The 17,133-nt window shown below is 62.4% G+C and carries 22 protein-coding genes and 1 pseudogene; 16 read left to right on the forward strand and 7 right to left on the reverse strand.

The features are described 5' to 3' along the window. Nucleotides 1-59 precede the first annotated feature (59 nt). A pseudogene (locus ACCQ00_RS21875) lies at nt 60-548 on the forward strand (hypothetical protein); the annotation flags it as partial. A gap of 123 nt (nt 549-671) precedes the next feature. Here the strand turns inward: ACCQ00_RS21875 and ACCQ00_RS21880 are convergent. From ACCQ00_RS21880 to ACCQ00_RS21890, 3 genes are read right to left on the reverse strand one after another with little or no spacing between them, the layout of a single operon-like run. Further along, nucleotides 672-1,766, reverse strand: a complete 1,095-nt coding sequence (locus tag ACCQ00_RS21880) for a BsuBI/PstI family type II restriction endonuclease (protein ID WP_157926052.1) — start codon at nt 1,764-1,766, stop codon at nt 672-674. Continuing rightward, on the reverse strand, nt 1,763-3,574 hold the full coding sequence (locus ACCQ00_RS21885) for an HsdM family class I SAM-dependent methyltransferase (RefSeq protein ID WP_039572147.1): 1,812 nt from the start codon (nt 3,572-3,574) through the stop codon (nt 1,763-1,765). Before ACCQ00_RS21885 ends, ACCQ00_RS21880 begins: the two co-directional genes overlap by 4 nt. Then, on the reverse strand, nt 3,550-3,744 hold the full coding sequence (locus ACCQ00_RS21890; protein ID WP_080948835.1) for a ribbon-helix-helix domain-containing protein: 195 nt from the start codon (nt 3,742-3,744) through the stop codon (nt 3,550-3,552). The genes ACCQ00_RS21885 and ACCQ00_RS21890 overlap by 25 nt, the downstream gene beginning before the upstream one ends. 655 nt (nt 3,745-4,399) lie before the next feature. Between ACCQ00_RS21890 and ACCQ00_RS21895 the strand changes: the two genes are divergently transcribed. The 7 genes from ACCQ00_RS21895 (at nt 4,400) to ACCQ00_RS21925 (ending at nt 7,301) form a co-directional block, all read left to right on the forward strand. Next, a complete protein-coding gene (locus ACCQ00_RS21895; RefSeq protein WP_039572152.1) occupies nt 4,400-4,723 on the forward strand; it encodes a hypothetical protein in 324 nt (107 codons plus the stop codon). A 302-nt stretch (nt 4,724-5,025) separates the two neighbouring features. Next, a complete protein-coding gene (locus ACCQ00_RS21900) occupies nt 5,026-5,301 on the forward strand; it encodes a hypothetical protein (protein ID WP_039572155.1) in 276 nt (91 codons plus the stop codon). Nucleotides 5,302-5,321: 20 nt separating this feature from the next. After that, nucleotides 5,322-5,612 (forward strand): hypothetical protein, encoded by a 291-nt coding sequence (locus tag ACCQ00_RS21905; RefSeq protein ID WP_127446651.1) that lies wholly within the window; start codon nt 5,322-5,324, stop codon nt 5,610-5,612. A 354-nt stretch (nt 5,613-5,966) separates the two neighbouring features. After that, on the forward strand, nt 5,967-6,365 hold the full coding sequence (locus tag ACCQ00_RS21910) for a DUF6573 family protein (protein WP_039572158.1): 399 nt from the start codon (nt 5,967-5,969) through the stop codon (nt 6,363-6,365). Nucleotides 6,366-6,437: 72 nt separating this feature from the next. Continuing rightward, on the forward strand, nt 6,438-6,599 hold the full coding sequence (locus ACCQ00_RS21915; RefSeq protein WP_157926053.1) for a hypothetical protein: 162 nt from the start codon (nt 6,438-6,440) through the stop codon (nt 6,597-6,599). Continuing rightward, nucleotides 6,596-6,835, forward strand: a complete 240-nt coding sequence (locus tag ACCQ00_RS21920; protein WP_039572160.1) for a hypothetical protein — start codon at nt 6,596-6,598, stop codon at nt 6,833-6,835. The genes ACCQ00_RS21915 and ACCQ00_RS21920 overlap by 4 nt, the downstream gene beginning before the upstream one ends. Nucleotides 6,836-6,848: 13 nt before the next feature. Then, nucleotides 6,849-7,301, forward strand: coding sequence for a hypothetical protein (locus ACCQ00_RS21925; protein ID WP_372354154.1), 453 nt, complete (start codon nt 6,849-6,851; stop codon nt 7,299-7,301). A 68-nt stretch (nt 7,302-7,369) separates the two neighbouring features. Here ACCQ00_RS21925 and ACCQ00_RS21930 read toward each other — a convergent pair whose 3' ends face one another. The 3 genes from ACCQ00_RS21930 to ACCQ00_RS21940 are packed head-to-tail and all read right to left on the reverse strand — an operon-like array spanning nt 7,370 to nt 8,605. Next, nucleotides 7,370-7,930, reverse strand: coding sequence for a plasmid pRiA4b ORF-3 family protein (locus ACCQ00_RS21930; protein ID WP_022557733.1), 561 nt, complete (start codon nt 7,928-7,930; stop codon nt 7,370-7,372). Between the two features lie 7 nt (nt 7,931-7,937). Beyond that, the gene (locus ACCQ00_RS21935; RefSeq protein ID WP_022557732.1) at nt 7,938-8,354 is read right to left on the reverse strand and encodes a type II toxin-antitoxin system VapC family toxin; all 417 of its coding nucleotides are present in this window, start codon (nt 8,352-8,354) and stop codon (nt 7,938-7,940) included. Further along, the gene (locus ACCQ00_RS21940) at nt 8,351-8,605 is read right to left on the reverse strand and encodes a FitA-like ribbon-helix-helix domain-containing protein (protein ID WP_022557731.1); all 255 of its coding nucleotides are present in this window, start codon (nt 8,603-8,605) and stop codon (nt 8,351-8,353) included. Before ACCQ00_RS21940 ends, ACCQ00_RS21935 begins: the two co-directional genes overlap by 4 nt. Nucleotides 8,606-8,816: 211 nt before the next feature. On the opposite strand from ACCQ00_RS21940, the gene ACCQ00_RS21945 reads away from it, so the two are divergent. The 6 genes from ACCQ00_RS21945 (at nt 8,817) to ACCQ00_RS21970 (ending at nt 14,937) form a co-directional block, all read left to right on the forward strand. After that, the gene (locus ACCQ00_RS21945; protein ID WP_022560487.1) at nt 8,817-9,410 is read left to right on the forward strand and encodes a recombinase family protein; all 594 of its coding nucleotides are present in this window, start codon (nt 8,817-8,819) and stop codon (nt 9,408-9,410) included. Next, the gene (locus ACCQ00_RS21950) at nt 9,407-12,436 is read left to right on the forward strand and encodes a Tn3 family transposase (protein ID WP_022560486.1); all 3,030 of its coding nucleotides are present in this window, start codon (nt 9,407-9,409) and stop codon (nt 12,434-12,436) included. Before ACCQ00_RS21945 ends, ACCQ00_RS21950 begins: the two co-directional genes overlap by 4 nt. 35 nt (nt 12,437-12,471) lie before the next feature. After that, entirely contained in the window at nt 12,472-12,624 is a 153-nt protein-coding gene (locus ACCQ00_RS21955; protein ID WP_372354155.1) for a hypothetical protein, read from the forward strand. A 97-nt stretch (nt 12,625-12,721) separates the two neighbouring features. Then, nucleotides 12,722-13,066 carry a hypothetical protein gene (locus ACCQ00_RS21960; RefSeq protein ID WP_039572167.1) on the forward strand — a complete coding sequence of 115 codons (345 nt, stop codon included), beginning with the start codon at nt 12,722-12,724 and terminating at the stop codon, nt 13,064-13,066. Nucleotides 13,067-13,177: 111 nt separating this feature from the next. Beyond that, a complete protein-coding gene (locus ACCQ00_RS21965; protein WP_039572170.1) occupies nt 13,178-13,762 on the forward strand; it encodes a DUF6012 family protein in 585 nt (194 codons plus the stop codon). Nucleotides 13,763-14,115: 353 nt separating this feature from the next. Further along, a complete protein-coding gene (locus ACCQ00_RS21970; RefSeq protein WP_039572173.1) occupies nt 14,116-14,937 on the forward strand; it encodes a hypothetical protein in 822 nt (273 codons plus the stop codon). Nucleotides 14,938-15,544: 607 nt separating this feature from the next. Here ACCQ00_RS21970 and ACCQ00_RS21975 read toward each other — a convergent pair. Continuing rightward, complete coding sequence (locus tag ACCQ00_RS21975; protein ID WP_099859120.1) at nt 15,545-15,883, reverse strand: hypothetical protein; 339 nt, start codon at nt 15,881-15,883, stop codon at nt 15,545-15,547. A 71-nt stretch (nt 15,884-15,954) separates the two neighbouring features. On the opposite strand from ACCQ00_RS21975, the gene parA reads away from it, so the two are divergent. Together parA and ACCQ00_RS21985 are read left to right on the forward strand one after the other, a co-directional pair. Beyond that, a complete protein-coding gene (gene parA, locus ACCQ00_RS21980; protein WP_039572177.1) occupies nt 15,955-16,590 on the forward strand; it encodes a ParA family partition ATPase in 636 nt (211 codons plus the stop codon). After that, a complete protein-coding gene (locus ACCQ00_RS21985) occupies nt 16,587-16,922 on the forward strand; it encodes a hypothetical protein (protein ID WP_039572180.1) in 336 nt (111 codons plus the stop codon). The genes parA and ACCQ00_RS21985 overlap by 4 nt, the downstream gene beginning before the upstream one ends. Nucleotides 16,923-17,133 lie beyond the last annotated feature (211 nt).

The raw sequence follows: 17,133 nt of genomic DNA on the forward strand, positions 1-17,133 counted from the left end.
AGAAAGGATACGAGAAAATTCCACTTCTGGCGTCTGCTAATGGGCGGGGGGATTACCCCGGCTACTACCCCGGCATGCCGAAGGAGGCCGCACGGAAGATGGGCCTTACCGGCTGCGCTGTCCAATACCAAGCAGTGGAATGCAAGGCAACGCAGCCGCTCAAGATCGGTGGGGCCACGTCCACCGCCAGCACGATCACGCTGGACGAGCACACCGGGCGCGTTGCGGCGGTGGAATTTCAATTCCAGCGCGAGGCCTACGCAGCTCTCGCCGATGCGCTGGTGGCGCAGCTCGGCAAGCCCACGGCCAAAGATGGCGACTACCAAGCCAGGGAGTGGGCCAGCGCCGGCCGCGGCGCATGTGTGGACGTGCTTGTCTGGCATCGCGGTGGCGATGATGTGCTCGCCTTGTGCGGGCCAGGCTGGCGACGCACTGGCCTCACCTACCTGGTCGTCGACCGCCAGGCCGGCCGTGGCAAAGCATGGGCAAAGATCGCGACAGCCCGTGCAAAGAGCGCTCAGACAGCCGGTTCGTTCAACTCCAACTAGGCAGGCTTCTCGCAAGCACGCTAACTGGTTGCCGCACAAATCGAAGCCGCTCCGGGAACCTTGCGCTGGGATAGGTGGTGACCTGAGCAAGTTCGCCAATTGTGGGCAGAAATAGCTAGGTTGTTAAACTCCGTGCATTAAGGTGCCCAACGGAAGCGGCGAGGTCGCTCCGTTGTGCAAAGCGATGATGTGCTCGGGCTCGGAAGCAAACCAAGCGAAGGAGCGCCAAGCGAGCTCGGCGATTGTCTTTTTGAAGGCAGTGTGTGAGCGGTCAAGATAGGCCGTCACGAAAGCTACCGCTTCCGGCGTGAAACCGGCATCTGCCGCAATCTGCATGAAGGCTTCTCGCCGTTGCATCGTGATTGGTCCATCGGTCGCGACAACTTCGATGAACACCAGCAGGAAGCCCGTTACGCCACCACCGCCTAGGTCTACAAGGATGATGTCTGGCAAGTTGCGGTCGGCCGTAATTTTTAGCTTCAGTGACTTGGCAAGCTCATCGTCTCTAGAGACGACTTTCGCGCCGCTCTCGCTCACCCATAAAACGGCTGGCTGCGTGAGGAAGCGAGCGGCAAATTCTTCAATGACCGCTTTCGATATGACGGAGCTCGGGCCGGGTGCCATCCGGCGCGTTTCGCCGTTTGGAAAGGTCACCATTACACCCTCATCAGTCGGCGCAGCACCACGCCGCACGAGCGCGATGCGCGCCATCGCCGATGCTGAAAGGTGAGCTTCCTGCCAAGCAGTGATGGCTGCGATCAGGTCGTCTCCAGCAAGTGCAGGGTCAAACAACGCGGCGAAGTCAGTCTTGAGCGCATAGCGCGGCAGGCCAGAAGTCGTTGGCAAACCTGTCCGCTCTGCCACAGCGTTATTCGTGATGAACCCTTGGCGCAAAGTTTCGTCGCGAAGAGGCTCACGACTGTTTTCCTCGTACCAACGTTGCCCAGCTACCCGGAACCCCGGCTTCATGGCTCCGAGGCCGTAGGCCTCTCGCACTGCATCGTCACTTAGCAGTGCTTGCTCGACCGTCATACGCATCACATGTTTCGGAGCAAGCCAACGGCCAGTGCCTTCGACTGCCCCGATGTATAGCATCACAAACACCGCCGAGGCGGCCATTTCCCGAATGCAATAGTTACGATTGGGAGTGCCTTCCTGAAAGATGAGGGGCAGTCGCTGGTGAATGGTTCGCCGGTCGACGTAGGGAGGCAAGCTCACGCTTCACCTTCTGTCGCATACAGCTTGGCGCAGGCCTTCTCGACGCTCGCGCGTGTGACTTTGCTGCCAACCATTCTCTTCAGGTCGCTTGCAGTGGGCAGGGGCAAATTCTCAAGCTCGTATGCAGAAACCGCAACGCTACCGCTCATGCAACGGAAGGCCCGATCGGCGGCATCGCTGTTAAGAAACGCCGCAAGCAGCGCGGGCGACACCGCTGGATTTTCCACGGTAGGAATCATCATGTTGAGATGGTTCTCAATCGTAACGCCGGCGTGCCGCTTGATGAACGATGCCGGCATCTCTGCAGCGATGAGCCGGCGAGCTTGCTCTTTCGCTGTTGTCCGCTGGAGCAGAACGCAAGGCTTGCGAACGACCAGCCAATCATCACCAGGCTGAAGGCGAAGAAATGGCTTGTGGTTCCGCTTTTCTGCCCGGAGAACGAAACGGCCATCGCTGGTCACGCTTTCAGCCCATACGAGAGGGACGGTGCCAGCTTCTTCGCTGTCGCACAGTTGCGGCTTGAATCGGTTCCACACGAGGGGGCCTGTGCTTACTTTGTAGCCCCAATCTGCCAGGCGCGCCGACATGGCGCGCAGCCTCTTCGCAAGCTCTGCTTCGTCGGCGTGCCTGGGCAGGAACCAAGGGGCCGTTGCTTTGCGCGGCAAGGTGAAGTGGCCAGCGGGCTCAGCTTTGACCGGCACGCCAGGCTGCGCTTCGATGAAGGACACGACAGCGCGGGCGCGCTTTGCGCCCTTGCGATAGGTGGCCAGGACTGTTTCCTGCAGTACGTCGTCGAACACACCTTTGCGTGCCGTCACGAAGTCCAGCGAGACCGGCGGAGCTTCCTTGTGCAAAACGGCGCGCAAATTCTTGAAGTACTCCCCGGCAAGGAAGCTCGATGGCGTCAGGAATGAAACTAGGCCATCGGGCTTTGCCAGGCGCACGGCCAGATCCATGAACAGGCCGTATAGGTTCGCGTGACCGTAGAGACTTCGCGAAAAGTATTCGCGCCTTTCAGCGGCCAGCTTCAGCCTACCAAACGGCGGATTGCCGACAACCAAATCGAAGCCCTTGCTCTTTGTAATGGAGAGGCTATCGCATACGGTCAGAACAGCGGTCGGTCTCCGGCCGCAAGCCACGATGAGCGGCAGTGCTGCAGCTTCGACGAATACCTGCGCCATCCAGGCCGCAAAGGGATCGAGCTCAAAGCCGCGCAGCCTGGCCGAGAGATTGTGGATAGCTACTGCTGGGGAGCAGTCACCGAGGGACTTCAGTAGTCGCCGTGCCGCAGGCACAAGAAACGCGCCCGCTCCCGCTGCCGGGTCGAGCACATGGGCACGCGACCAATCTAGGCCTGCCGCCTCTGCTTGGTCGAGCAACCGCTCGGCCAATGCTGGCGGGGTGTAAAAAACGCCCCGCTCCGAACGCCACTCACTGGGGAGGAGCGCGGTGTAGAGCAGCCCGAGGTTAGATGCAGCGTCTTCGACAGACAGGCGCGCAATAGCCTGCCCAAACTGGATTGCGGCGCGGCGACCAGCTTCTGGAAAGTCGCACGCCGTGTGCGGGGGAGGCTGCACGGCCAGTCCCGAGCCAAGCTGCTCCCAATAGGCTTTGACGGCGTGTGCCGTGACGGCCTCAGCAAACGCGAGCTGTGAGCGTTCAGCAGTCGCCTTGCTTTGTGTTCGCAGAACCGCTCGCAGCTGCGAAGGTGAAGGCAGTTCGGCAGGCGAAGGCGGTGGCTCGCTCCGTAATGCAAGTCCATTTGCGGCGGTGTCTAAGGTCATCATTTCGTCTCCAGCAGCGGCCATTGGGCGGCGATGTACTTCTCGGCGGCCTCGCGGATAACCCAGGCAACCGAAACCTTTTTCTGCTTCGCTATGGCTTGCAGCGTCTGGTAAATCTCAGGCGGCAGGCTCGCTGAGGCACGAGTCGCACGCGGCTTGCCTGTAGGTTTACGACCTCGTTTTGCAACGGCCATGGACAGTGCACCTGATTTAGTTGCAGCACTTTACATCACTTCGAACCCACAACCATCAAATCAACGCTGCAATCGGTGCAGGCAAGGGGGTTCCGTCGCTGAGTGCCCGCTTGATGACTATCTGCCAGAACCGTTCAAGCTCATCAACGTCGATGTCTTCGCGCGGTGTGGCGATGCAGTTGCGACCCTCGCAGCATGTGCAGAACGAGTCGGCCCCCTTGCACGCTGGGCAAGGCGAGAATTGCCAGAATCCCCGTGGCATGAATACGCCCGCCTTGCAGACGTAGCAGACGATACCGGCCTGGTCCATCGTGCCGCACCGGCTGCCGCACGCGTCGCAGATGCCAGGTGGGCCGAAGTGCCACGGTGCGAGTGCTGGTCGTTTGCGTTGGCCCATGCACCACACTATGCACATCAATGTCGCAGCCGATGCGAATGCCCTGCCCACCCGCCACCAGCCCAGGCGGGCGTGACCGCACGCGGTCACCGGCTTGGGGTGCTGCGCACCGATGCCGCGTGCCGCGTCATCGCCAGTCGGCCCTAATCCTCGCCCCTTCGCCGGCTACGCCGGCTGCGCGCTCCGCTTGCACACCCCATCGCGCCCCTGCGCACAATGGCCGCTTCCGGGCCGCATGCCCATGCTGACGAGGTGCCAATGAGCCACATCCTGCTGCGAATCGTTGAAGGGGCCAGCGTGGCGCTCTACCGCCACAAAGATGAGAGCTTGGCCGAGCTGCTGCCTACCCGCCGCGACCTGTTTGATTACGACGGAGGTTATGGCTGGGGCTATGGCGGCAGTGGCCCGCAGAACCTGGCGCACGCCATCGCCGGCCGGATCTTCCTGCTGGACGGCCTGGACGACAAGCAGCTGCGCGAACGCGCTTGGGTGATCCTGGACAAGATCATTAGCCGGCCGATCCTGAACACTGATAGCGATCACGACCTGTCGGTAGACTCCATCAAGCAGCTGTTTGCCTGATCGCAGGCGGGCAGCTCGCCCCCCGCTTGCCCACCCATGCTCCACCGCTCCCCCGACGCCTGGGGATGGATACACCCATCCCCCACGGCGACGGGCAGCGCTCCGCGCTGGCGGTGGGGCATGCGTGGACGGCCGCGTGACCTGGTGGCCACCGGTAGGTGGCCACCGAGGATGCGGCCTGCGTCGCAGACCGCAACAGCACACCACGCAGGCATGGTGTGCAATGGTATTGCACGGTGTAACCTCGCCGATGCGCGGGCCATCGCACGCGCACTAAACCACACGCCGAGGACGCGACGACGATGCCTAAATCCGACTCCACCGCAGCAAACGCCAACACCCCCACCACGACGCACGACCGCTTCGATGTCGTATCGCCGCACGCCTACACCAAAGGCGACGGCGAAACCGGAACCGAGTGGTTCCGGTGCGGTGTTGCCTTTCCCCATCGCAGCGGCGGCTACACCCTCAAGCTGCGCACCGTGCCGGTGGCTATCGACGGCGAGGTGACGCTGATCGTGCGCAAGCGCGAGCCGCGCGAGCGAGGCGAGAGCGACAACTGGAACCTGCCGGACTAACGCCCCCAAAGGAGACCCCGATGAGTGATCCGACAAAGTCCGCCACCATCTGCGAAGACCCGGCAGACGGAACCACTGCCTATAACCATGTGCCCGCTGATTACACCGGCCCTTGCGCCATGAAATACCGAGGCAGTAGCGCAACGTATTGGGCCATGTTCCCAACGCGGGCCGATGCCATGACCGCCGCGCGAATGGCGAATCGGCACGACATCGGTGGCTATCACAATGTCGAAGTGCACCTGCCTGAGCTGGCGCCGGCAGACGCCGAGACGTTTGATTCCGCCGACGATTGGCTAATGGCCTACTGAGACGCGCACGCCCTGGATTCCTGCCGCCGGTCACCCGGCGGTTTTTTTTTGGCCGTGCGCCGGCACATCCGCAACAGCGGGTCAGCAGGGAGTGATTGGACGGGCGTTGGTGAGGGGATGGCCCTGTGGTCGTGATCGAGCTTCGGCGACGACCAGGACAAGGCGTGGCCGGGACCAGGCGCAGCGAGCGACCAGGTACACCGACCCCCTGCACTGGCACGCGCGGTGATGTTCCATCGGCAGAACATAGAGGTGCATGCATGACAGCTTGCATGCTTGCATGCAAGCATGCAAATCGGTATTATGAAGGTGTGCCAAGACATTGCACACCACACAACTACCGGAGATAGCGCCATGTTCACCGCATCCGACATCATCCATATCCACACCCGCGCTGACCTGATCGAGGATGGCGACCTGGTGGACGTGTCTACGCTCGCCCGCGAAGCCGGCTTTACGGTGCCGGTTGCCGTCACGCGGGCCGTCTGGGCCGACTGCGTTGCCTGGAGCCAGGACGACACTAAGCGCAAGCGTGTGCCGCAGGACGAGGAAGGCCGCTTGTGGGATGTGCTGTTCATGGCGCGCAATTTCGCCGCCCGCAACGCCCAGGCCAACCGGGTGCCGTTCGCCCTGCACCGGGTGCCCCGGGAGGGCAAAGGCCACCAGGCCCGTATCGTGACCCTGCACATGCATATCGGCGGCGGCGACAACGGCGAGCCGGTCATCACGATCATGCAGCCGACCGAAGACTGACCCCCTTTTTTTTGCCATATGGTGTGCAATGGTATTGCACACCTTTGGTCAGATCAGCAGAGGACTCCGACGATGCACCAGGCCAAGACCACCAAGCGCCCCCGCCCGCTGACCGCCGAAGACCGGCTGCGGCAAATCGTCCAGCTCGGCGCATCGGTCCGCGCCAGCGCGTGGGAATCAGCGCATGCCCAGCTCGCCGCGATCCGCTGGGCACGCCTGCGGGGTGCGGCATGAGCGCCGCCGACAACGTGCGTGCCCTGATCGCCGATCACCGCCGCCATGAGCGCGCCTGTCGGGTGCATGCAGCGCGCTTGCGCCGCGAAGCCCAGCAGCTGCGGGAGCTGCCCGCCGGAGGCGCACGCAGCCTGTTCCGCGCCCACGAGCTGGCACGCAAAGCGATCGCACTGACCGAGCAAGCCGACCACGACAGCGCCGCCGCGGCGCTGTTGGCCACCACTCCCCAGCACTGACCAGGACACCACCATGCATAAGCTGCCTAACCCCGCGTCCCTGACCGCCGCTGAGCGTGCCGAGCTGCGCGATGCCATCGCCGGCCCTCGCTATGCCCAGCAGCCGCATGACTTGGCCGACGGCTCGCGCTACTACATTGCCGAGGAAGCCGGCCGCATCGTCGTGACCAAGTTCCACGGCAAGGCCTTGAAGCCTGACCGGGTGTGGTTCCGGTCGCAGGCCGCAGCCGAGCAAGACATTGCCAGCTTCACCACCCGCCGGCAGCAGCTTGCCGACGCCCAGGCCGAGCGCCGCGCCGAGGCCAAGCGCCCGCACACCCTCACCGTGGGGGCGGTGCTGGTGTCCAGCTACGGCTACGAGCAGACCAATGTGGACTTTTACGAGGTCGTCGCCGTGCAGAATCGCACCGTGACCCTGCGCGAGCTGGTGCAGCAGCGACAGGACACCGGCCACAAGGGGGTGTAAGCCGGAACCGCCGAAAATTCCGTTACTCCAAGCTCCAGTCCCGGCTATGAGTGACCAACTCGGTAAGTTCAAGCAGTGGGTTGATGATTTTTCGGCATCGACACCTCGACGTACTCAGATAGGCGCTTCTGGGCTTCATCCATGTCAAACACCTTGGGATCGAACGGCCCGCCCAGCCACTCGATGAGTTCGCGCCGACGGGCGTTGCGGTGACCAGCAAGAACACGGAGCAAGTCTGCATACCCCCACGACCCGCCACAATCTTCCGGTGGACAGGCGTACTTGCCGGCGACCATGCATGGATAGGTACCTGTCGGTCGTGCCATCGCCTTCTCGACCGTCACTCTGTGCTGCCAGTTGTCGCCAAAATCGTAGGTGTACGTCAGGGCATCACCGATGCGGCAGACATCGCACAATCGCAGTTCGCTGTTGATCGCGCCGCCGTACCCGCGCCCATCCTGGTACGAGAACAGGTGCATCAACTCCCAGCCCATAGCGCCTTGGATGAAGTAGTGCAATTGCGCGAGTTTCGCATCCGAATGGGTATCGAAACGACGCCACACGGCCGGCGCTACGCCAAGCAGTTCGACCTTGAGACGCCACACGGGTGTAGGGTTGCGCATCGTCATGGATTCCTCACCCTTCCCACGGATTGATGACGGTTACGCCGGCCGCTTCGTAAGGGGCCGTGTCGCGTGACGCCACAATGAAACCCCGCGAGGCAGCAATCGCTGCGATGTAGCCGTCGGGTGTCGGAAATCCTCGCCCTCCGATCTTTGCCGTCACGGCCAATTCGGCATAACGCCGCGCTGCATCGATGTCGAATGGCAACACCCGATCCCTAAACAGGCCCATGAGGCCATCAAGGGCCTGTTCCAGCATGTCCTTGCGCTTACCGGCAGGAAGCGCAGCGATGCCAAATAGCAGTTCGGCCAGCGTCACGCTGGACAGGTACAGTGTTTCAGCGGCTTGATCGTTCAACCAGGTCCGCACGGATGGGTGCGGCTCGGGCTTCATCGCCTCGGAAACGACGTTGGTATCGAGAACGATCATTCAAGCCTCGGCGGGACGGCCGGCGTCTTGTCTCTTACCCGATCGAAGACCTCGAAGTCCTCATTCGTCAGGCCAATCTTGCGACCCAAAGCCGCCAAGGCTTCGCCTAGGCGAACGCGCGTCTCTGGCTTGACTGCGGTCGCCAGAATCTCGCGGACCTCGGCCTCGGTGCTGTGCCCATTTTGAGCGGCCCGCATGCGCAATGCGCGGTGCACATCATCCGGCAGATTACGTACTGTCAGCATTGCCATAGCATTCGCCTTTTCGAAAATGCATTCGATGCATGCATTTTATTTATTTGAGTTCATTATTGCAAGGGCCGGACCCTGTCGCCAAACACATGTTTTGCGGCATCTTTGCAACAGCCTCTCGAATCGCTCGTTCGGTGGCCCTAAATTTGTGCGGAAAACAGTGTCGCCATGCGCTATTGTACGGAAACCTAATCTTGATGGTTATCCGCTCATGTTAGTGGGCTACATGCGCGTGTCGTCCGATTCCGACCGCCAGAGCACAGACTTGCAGCGTGACGCCCTGCTCGCTGCCGGCGTCGATGCCCGGCACCTCTTCGAGGATCGTGCTTCCGGCGCGAAGGATGACCGGGCTGGCTTGGCGCGGGCGCTCGAATTCGTGTGCCCTGGCGACGTGCTGGTGGTGTGGAAGCTGGATAGGCTCGGCCGCTCACTATCGCACCTGCTCACCATCGTGACCTCGCTCAAGGAAAAGCAGGTGGCGTTCCGCTCGTTGACCGAAGGTATGGATACCACCACGGCATCGGGCGAGCTGCTGTTCCACGTATTCGGTGCGCTCGCGCAGTACGAACGCGCCTTGATCCGAGAGCGTGTCGTTGCCGGCTTGGACTCCGCCCGCAAACGTGGCCGGATCGGTGGCCGACCACAGGCAATCACTGGCGAGAAGCTGGATGCCATTATCGCCGCACTCGATGGTGGCATGTCCAAGGCGGCGGTGTGCCGCAACTTCGGCGTCAAGCGCACTACCTTGATCGAGACGTTGGCGCGGATCGGCTGGGCGGGCTCCGATGGAGCGTCGTCACGATGATCGCCAAGAGCGAACGATTGACGGTGCTGTCGGACGCCGAACAGGAAGCCCTGTACGGCTTGCCTGACTTTGATGATGCTCAACGGCTGGAATACTTGGCATTGACCGAATCCGAACTGGCACTCGCCAGTTGCCGCCCCGGCCTCCATGCCCAGGTCTATTGCGTCTTGCAGATCGGCTACTTCAAGGCCAAGCACGCCTTCTTCCGCTTCGACTGGACTGAGGTCGAGGACGATTGCGCCTTCGTGCTGAGCCGCTACTTCCACGGCGAGGCGTTCGAGCATAAAGCGATCACCAAGCACGAGCACTACGCCCAGCGCGAGTGCTTGGCCGAGTTGTTCGGCTATCGGCCGTGGGCGGCCGACTTCCTGCCGCAACTCGCGCAGCAGGCCGTGCAAATCGTCCGCCGCGACGTGACACCGGGATTCGTCGTCGCCGAGTTGATCGGCTGGCTCAACGAGCACAAGATCATCCGGCCCGGCTACACCACCCTGCAAGAATTGGTCAGTGAAGCCCTGTCCGCCGAACGTCGACGCTTGAACAGCCTGCTGGCAGAAGTGTTGGACGAATCGGCCAAGGCCGCGCTGGCCCAGTTACTGGTGCGTGAGGACACCCTGTCGCAACTGGCGGCACTCCAGCAGGACGCCAAAGATTTTGGCTGGCGTCAGATGGCCCGAGAGCGCGAGAAGCGCGCCACGCTGGAACCGCTGCACAGGATCACCAAGGCGTTGCTGCCAAAGCTCGGCGTCTCGCAGCAGAACCTACTGTATTACGCGAGCCTGGCCAACTTCTATACCGTCCACGACCTGCGCAACCTCAAGGGGGATCAGGCCCGGCTCTACCTACTGTGTTATGCCTGGGTGCGCTACCGGCAGCTTACCGACAACCTGGTCGATGCCATGGCCTACCACATGAAGCAATTGGAGGATGAAAGCCGCGCGGCGGCAAAGCAGTCCTTCATCGCCGAGCAGGTACGCCGCCAGCAGGACACGCCGCAGGTCGGCCGCCTGCTGTCACTTTACGTGGACCATAGCGTCGCCGATCCAACGCCGTTCGGCGAGGTACGTCAACGCGCCTACAAGATCATGCCCCGCGACACGCTGCAAACCACCGCGCAGCGCATGAGCGTAAAGCCGATGAGCAAGTTGGCGATGCACTGGCAGGCGGCGGACGGCCTGGCTGAGCGCATACGCCGCCATCTGCGACCGTTGTACGTCACGCTCGATTTCGCGGGCACCCACCCGGACAGCCCGTGGCTGGCAGCGTTAGCTTGGTCCAAGAGTGTGTTTGCCAAGCAGCAGCGGCTGTCGCAACGGCCGCTGGCAGAATGCCCGGACGCTACGCTGCCGAAACGGCTTCGTCCGTATCTGCTGACCTTCGATGCAGACGGTAAGCCGACCGGCTTGCACGCCGACCGCTACGAATTCTGGCTCTATCGACAGATCAGGAAGCGCTTTCAGTCAGGTGAATTGTTTCTCGATGACAGCCTGCAACACCGCCACTTCTCCGACGAGTTGGTCTCGCTGGACGAGAAGGCCGACGTGCTCGTGCAAATGGACATCCCCTTCCTGCGGAAACCGGTCGATGTTCAGTTCAATGCGCTGGCAACTGAACTGCGCACGCAGTGGCTGGCGTTCAATCGCGAGCTGAAACAGGGCAAGCTGACCCACCTGGAATACGACAAGGACACGCAGGCGCTGATCTGGCGCAAGCCCAAGGGCGAGAACCACAAGGCACGCGAAAAAGCGTTCTACGAGCAACTGCCATTCTGCGATGTCGCCGACGTGTTCCGCTTCGTCAACGACCAGTGCCAGTTCCTGTCGGCGCTGACGCCTTTGCAGCCGCGCTATGCGAAGAAGGTGGCCGACGCCGTCAGCCTGATGGCGGTCATCGTCGCCCAGGCCATGAATCACGGCAACCAGGTCATGGCGCGCACCAGCGACATCCCGTATCACGTGCTGGAGAGCACCTATCAGCAGTACCTGCGCCAGGCCACGTTGCACGCCGCCAACGACTGCATCAGCAACGCCATCGCTGCGCTGCCGATCTTTCCGTACTACTCGTTCGACCTCGACGTACTGTACGGTGCCGTCGATGGTCAGAAATTCGGTGTCGAACGGCCGACCGTGAAGGCGCGCTACTCGCGCAAATACTTCGGCCGCGGCAAGGGTGTCGTCGCCTATACGCTGCTGTGTAACCACGTGCCGCTCAACGGCTACCTGATCGGTGCACACGAATACGAAGGCCACCACGTGTTCGACATCTGGTATCGCAACACATCGGGCATCGTGCCGACCGCGATCACTGGCGACATGCACAGCATCAACAAGGCCAACTTCGCCATCCTTCACTGGTTCGGCCTGCGCTTCGAGCCGCGCTTCACCGACCTTGACGACCAGTTGCAGGCATTGTATTCCGCCGACGATCCGGCGCTGTACGAAAAATGCCTGATCCGACCGGTCGGGCAAATCGACCAGCAACTCATCGTCCGCGAAAAGGCGAACATCGACCGGATCGTCGCCACGCTCGGGCTGAAGGAGATGACGCAGGGCACGCTGATCCGCAAGCTGTGCACCTACACTGCGCCAAACCCGACCCGGCGTGCGGTCTTCGAGTTCGACAAACTCATCCGCAGCATCTACACGCTGTGTTACCTGCGCGATCCGCAACTGGAACGGAACGTTCACCGCTCACAGAACCGCATAGAGTCCTACCACCAGCTACGTTCGACGATTGCTCAGGTCGGTGGCAAGAAGGAATTGACCGGACGCACCGACATCGAGATCGAAATCAGCAACCAGTGTGCGCGGCTGATCGCCAACGCGGTTATCTACTACAACTCGGCCATCCTGTCGCGGCTACTGACGAAGTACGAGGACAGTGGTAACGCCAAGGCGCTGGGACTCATCACCCAGATGTCGCCGGCAGCCTGGCGGCACATCCTGCTCAACGGGCATTACACCTTCCAGAGCGACGGCAAGATGATCGACCTGGATGCGCTTGTGGCAGAGCTTGAGCTGAGTTGACGGAAATTTCGGCGGTTCCGGCTTAGAACCCCCACATGTCCGGCACTGCCATCCCGGTGCCAGGCCAGTACACAAAGGCCGAGCCGATCCGCAAGCGGGTCAATCCGCGCAACGGCGTCAAGTTGTCCAGCAGTGCCTATGCCCACCCGTGGGACGGGCGCCCGCACTACTGGTCAAGCTACGCGTGAGCCGCTAGACGTAGCCCAGCGCTGCGGCGGCAGCTTTTTTTTAGACTCGCGGTGTGCAATGGGTGTGCACACCGCAAGCTGATCGAAGGAACCGAACATGGACAAGCCCAGACCCAATGCCGCCCCGGCGCGCACCGGCAGCTATCCCAGCGCCCATGCCGGGCTACTGCTGCACGTGCGCCACCAGGTCGAAAACGGGGAGCCACAATTCGGCGTCCACCTTGCCCCCCACGTCGGCGACGTGTCAGGCCCGGCGTATTGCACCGTGCGCGGCGTGGCTGCGCTTGATGTCTTCGTGTCTTCGCCGGCAGCGGTGTCGGCCGACCTGGCTGCGCTGGTCGTGGCTGGCGGGCATTACGTGCTGACCCTGGAGGCGGCCGCACAGCTGGCCGCTGACTTCGCACTGCCGGTGCGCGCACCCCCACTGATCGAAGGCGCGTAGCGCGCCCGTAGCGCACTCCGGTAGCGTCCTGGACGTGCCGGCGCCATGCTTCCCTGTGTGATCACACCGCGCAGCCCCAACCCGTGGGCTGTCCGGCAATGAGGCAATCCCATGCTGATCCATCTTTCGCCCCGGCTGTTTGAGCCGCAGGGCATCCCCACCCGGTGCGAACTGATCGATATTGCGATTGCCCCGTTCGGCCTGCTGCTACGCAACGGCATCGAGGTCGTCGCCCGCCGCCCGTATCCCAACAAACGGTATCAGGTGGCCTGTCGCAAGATCGGACGCAAGGCCATGAATGGCCTGTTGATCGAGACGGCCGGAACCGTCGATGCGTTCCGCGTCGTCACCCGCTGGGCGGTCGAGGGGGAAATGCTCTGCACCCACGAGGTGAACTACAGCCTCGCCGACCAGGACCACGACGCAGTGAGCGAAGATGTCCTGTTTTGCAACCGCCAGGCTGCACAGGTGTATCACCAACCCCGCATGGCGGTGCTGGGAAGCGACTGCATCGCGGGCGATGCTGGCGTATCGTCTGTCACGTCCACCGAGTTCATTAGCGTGTCCGGTCCGGTCGTCACGGGCTGCCGGCAGCAGCTGCGGCTATCGACCATCACACGCGCCAGGCTGTTTGATCCGATGTTTGTTTCCCGGCGCATTCCGCCGGCCGATCACGCGTTCCGTGTCGAGCGATAGCCGGGACGAATCATGCCGGCGCCTCATGGCGCGAGGGCAAAATGCGTGCCACGCATGGTGTGCAATGGTTGTGCACACGGGGATTGCTTGCGGTTTAAGGGCCGCGCGCGGATACTTGGCAGCGATATGACAACGCGGGTGGGAAGGCTACTAGCGCAGTAGACCCCCGAAAACGAAAAAACCGCCCCGGCAAGGGCGGCTTTTTCATCACTGGGCTGGCGGGACAAAACCAGTCAATGGGCTAGTCAGATAGCTCCATCCTAATCCCGCCGGCGAAGCCGTGCAAGAGGGAAAAGGATGCAAAGGCCGAAACGCCGACCACCTTGCCCCGCTGCCGTTCATCGGCGCGGGACATGTCAACAGTAGATCCAGGCTCTCACACGCCAGGCCCTGAACCGACCGCTCCCAGCGGTCGGCCGCACAAGCGTGTGCACTGGCGTCAGCCCAAGCCACCGGCCGGCAAGAAGCGCCGGCCGGCCGTCCTCGATGCCACCCGCGACGCGCTGGTGCGCAGCCTGGAACAACGGCGCGGCTCGCTGTGGATGCGGATTAGCCGCAACGTCATCGTGGCCGGCTATGCCCTGGACAAGGCACTGACGAGGGTGCGGGCGCTGCGCGCTGATGGCGCCGAATCACTGCTGGCCATGTCCGTCGCCCTGCTCTACCTGGCCGACGTGCGCACCGGGTTTGTGGGCAAGCCGCGCCATGGCGGCGGCCGTTGGCACCGCTACACCCTCAAGGATCTCGCCCAGCTCGCCTATGGCGGACAGACCGGCGCCGAGCTGGAACGTGCCAAACGCTCGATCGACATGATGGTGAGCCTTGGCTGGGCATTCCCCACCAAGCAGGTGCGCCGGCACACCAAAGATGCCGAAGGCCGCGACGGGTGGAGCAGCGAGCCGGGCGTGCGCCGGCTCAACTTCCAACGGCTGTGCGACATGGCCGGCACCAGCTGGTTACTCAAGCGCGACCGCAAGCACGCCGACCAGGCGCGTGGGACCGGTGTTGCGTCCTTCGTCCAGGCGCACGCACGCCGGCAGTCGCCCCAGGGCGCGGCCACTACGCCGCGCACGGGCGCTGCCCGCCCTGCGGCACACCGAGCCACGGGCGACCCGCCAGGCGGCGCACAGAGCGCCGTGCAGCACATCTCCGACATCCTCGCCCTGTTCAAATAGCCGTCCCGGCAGGCGTGCCCCTGCCCGATGCCGCAAAAACAGGTGTCCACGCCGGCCAATCTGCCGCGATCAGGCTAGCTGCCCCCTCTGCGGCGGCCTCGATCATCGCCTCGACGCCCTCAACGACACCCGCCAAAGCGAGTTCCCCACCGCCTCGGGGGATAACCTGTGGGGAAGTAGCGCTATTTGTGCTCCTTAATTGCCAGGCCAACCAGTCAACCTATGGTTGAAAACACAGTCAGTAGAGCGCTCAACAGCAAAACCGGCGTCGCCGCCGCTACGCGACGCCGACAGCGTTAAAAGCTTTATCGAGTTGCGGGGGCTGCGCCCCCCATGTCCTCCCTACGCGGCTACGCCGCTACGGTCGCAACTTCGACCCCCCGGAGAGGGGCGTAAACGCCCCTCTCCCACCGGCTCTGCCCTCACTCAGGCGAAGGCTGAAACAACTGGATGGCAGAGCCGGCGGCTCCCTCACCCCAAAAGCAGGTCAGCAGGGAGTGATATACCGAGCGAATGAAGTAGAAGGCCCTGACCAGGCTGAAGGTGCCGATCACTCCGCAGAGGTAGAGCGGTCATCGTGCGCTACGCGCACACCAGCAGGTCGCCGTCACTTCACGCGGTGGATCAATCCACTGCGACAGATCACGTAGGCACGGTCACATGGGAAAGCCATGAGCTTACGGATCGACTTTTTGCGCGGAGCCAGGTTGTCCAGCTCGATGGCCACGGTCCATCTGCCGTTGCTTACTACCAGGTCAATTACGCCTTGCCGGTTTTTTTCCATTTGCAGCGGCACTTCCCATTCGACATGCCATGTCCGCCGCTTCAAACGACGTGACCACTGAAGCTGAAAGCGGTGGGCTGGTTGTGGCATCGCCAGAAATTTATCCTGTTGCATGCAAGTTGTCACGTCGTCATGCATGCTTGTCGCTAATTCAGCTTGCATGCGTGCATGCGTGTTGCTAAGGTATTGCACACTTGCCCTCAAGCAAGTGACTTCCACCAGGAGCGCAGTGCATGAAAACCGTAGCCATCGCCGTCCAGAAGGGCGGCGCAGGTAAGACCACCATCGCGGTCCATCTGGCGGTGGCCGCGCAACAAGCAGGCCTGCGCGTTGCGCTGGCCGACACCGACCCCCAAGGCTCGGCCAAGGCATGGGCAGAAACCCGGTCGGATTCGACTTTGGAGGTGGTGGCGATCACATCGGCCAATGTCGGCGCTGCGGTCGCGGCCGCCGCCGAGGAAGGCTATGACCTGTTGATTGTGGACACCCCCCCGCATGCATCGGCCGGCATCGCCGCCGCGCTTGAGCATGCGGATCTAGCCTTGATGCCTGTCCGGCCAAGCCTGCTGGACCTTGCGGCCGCCCCGGCGTCCATCCGGCTACTGCACGCCAGCGGCAAGCCGGGGGCGTTCATCCTGTCCAGCGCTCCGATCCGGGCCAGCGAAACGCGCGAAATCGAGCGAGAACTAGCCAATACCGGCATTCCGGTGCTGGAAACGGTCATCCACGACCGTACGGCCTACCGCCGCGCCCTTGCTCATGGCCAGGCCGTGGGCGAATTTGAGCCGGCCGGCAAGGCCGCATTTGAGGTTCGCGCACTCTGGCGCGAAGTGAATACGCTACTCGCAACCAAAGGAACCCAAGCATGAACACCGGACTCACCGGCAAGCTCGCCGCCCTGGACAAGAACAAGACCCAGCCGGAGAAGCCGGCGCGCCCAGCGGCGGACGCCGACAGTGCGCAAGGCACCAGCCGCCCATCCAGCGCTGGTAAGAGCGCGCCGAAGGTCGGGGCGACACGAACCGTCACAATCCGGCACCTGACCGACGACGACCTGCGCCGGCTATCTGAATTTAGGTATACCCACAACCTGACGATTCAGGACATTTCCATCAAGGGCATTTCCATGTTCCTCACCTCGATGGGACTTGCCCCGCTGTCCGCGATGGCCGACACCCCAGACGACGGCCAGGCTGAATAATCTTGCATGCAAGACGACTCGCAGGCATGCATGCATGCTGAAATGAAGACAAACAGTCGTGCATGTAAGTCTGCAAGGTTGCTTAGTGTCTAGCATGCAAGACAGCAAGCTGTCATGCATGCATGTCGGAAAGGTGCATGCAAGTCGTCAAGCCGCTGACGCAGCTTGCAGGCATGCAGGCTGCCACAACCACCATATAAGCCGCATGCAA

This window comes from Xanthomonas sp. NCPPB 3761 (genome assembly GCF_041475705.2).
GTDB lineage: Bacteria > Pseudomonadota > Gammaproteobacteria > Xanthomonadales > Xanthomonadaceae > Xanthomonas > Xanthomonas phaseoli.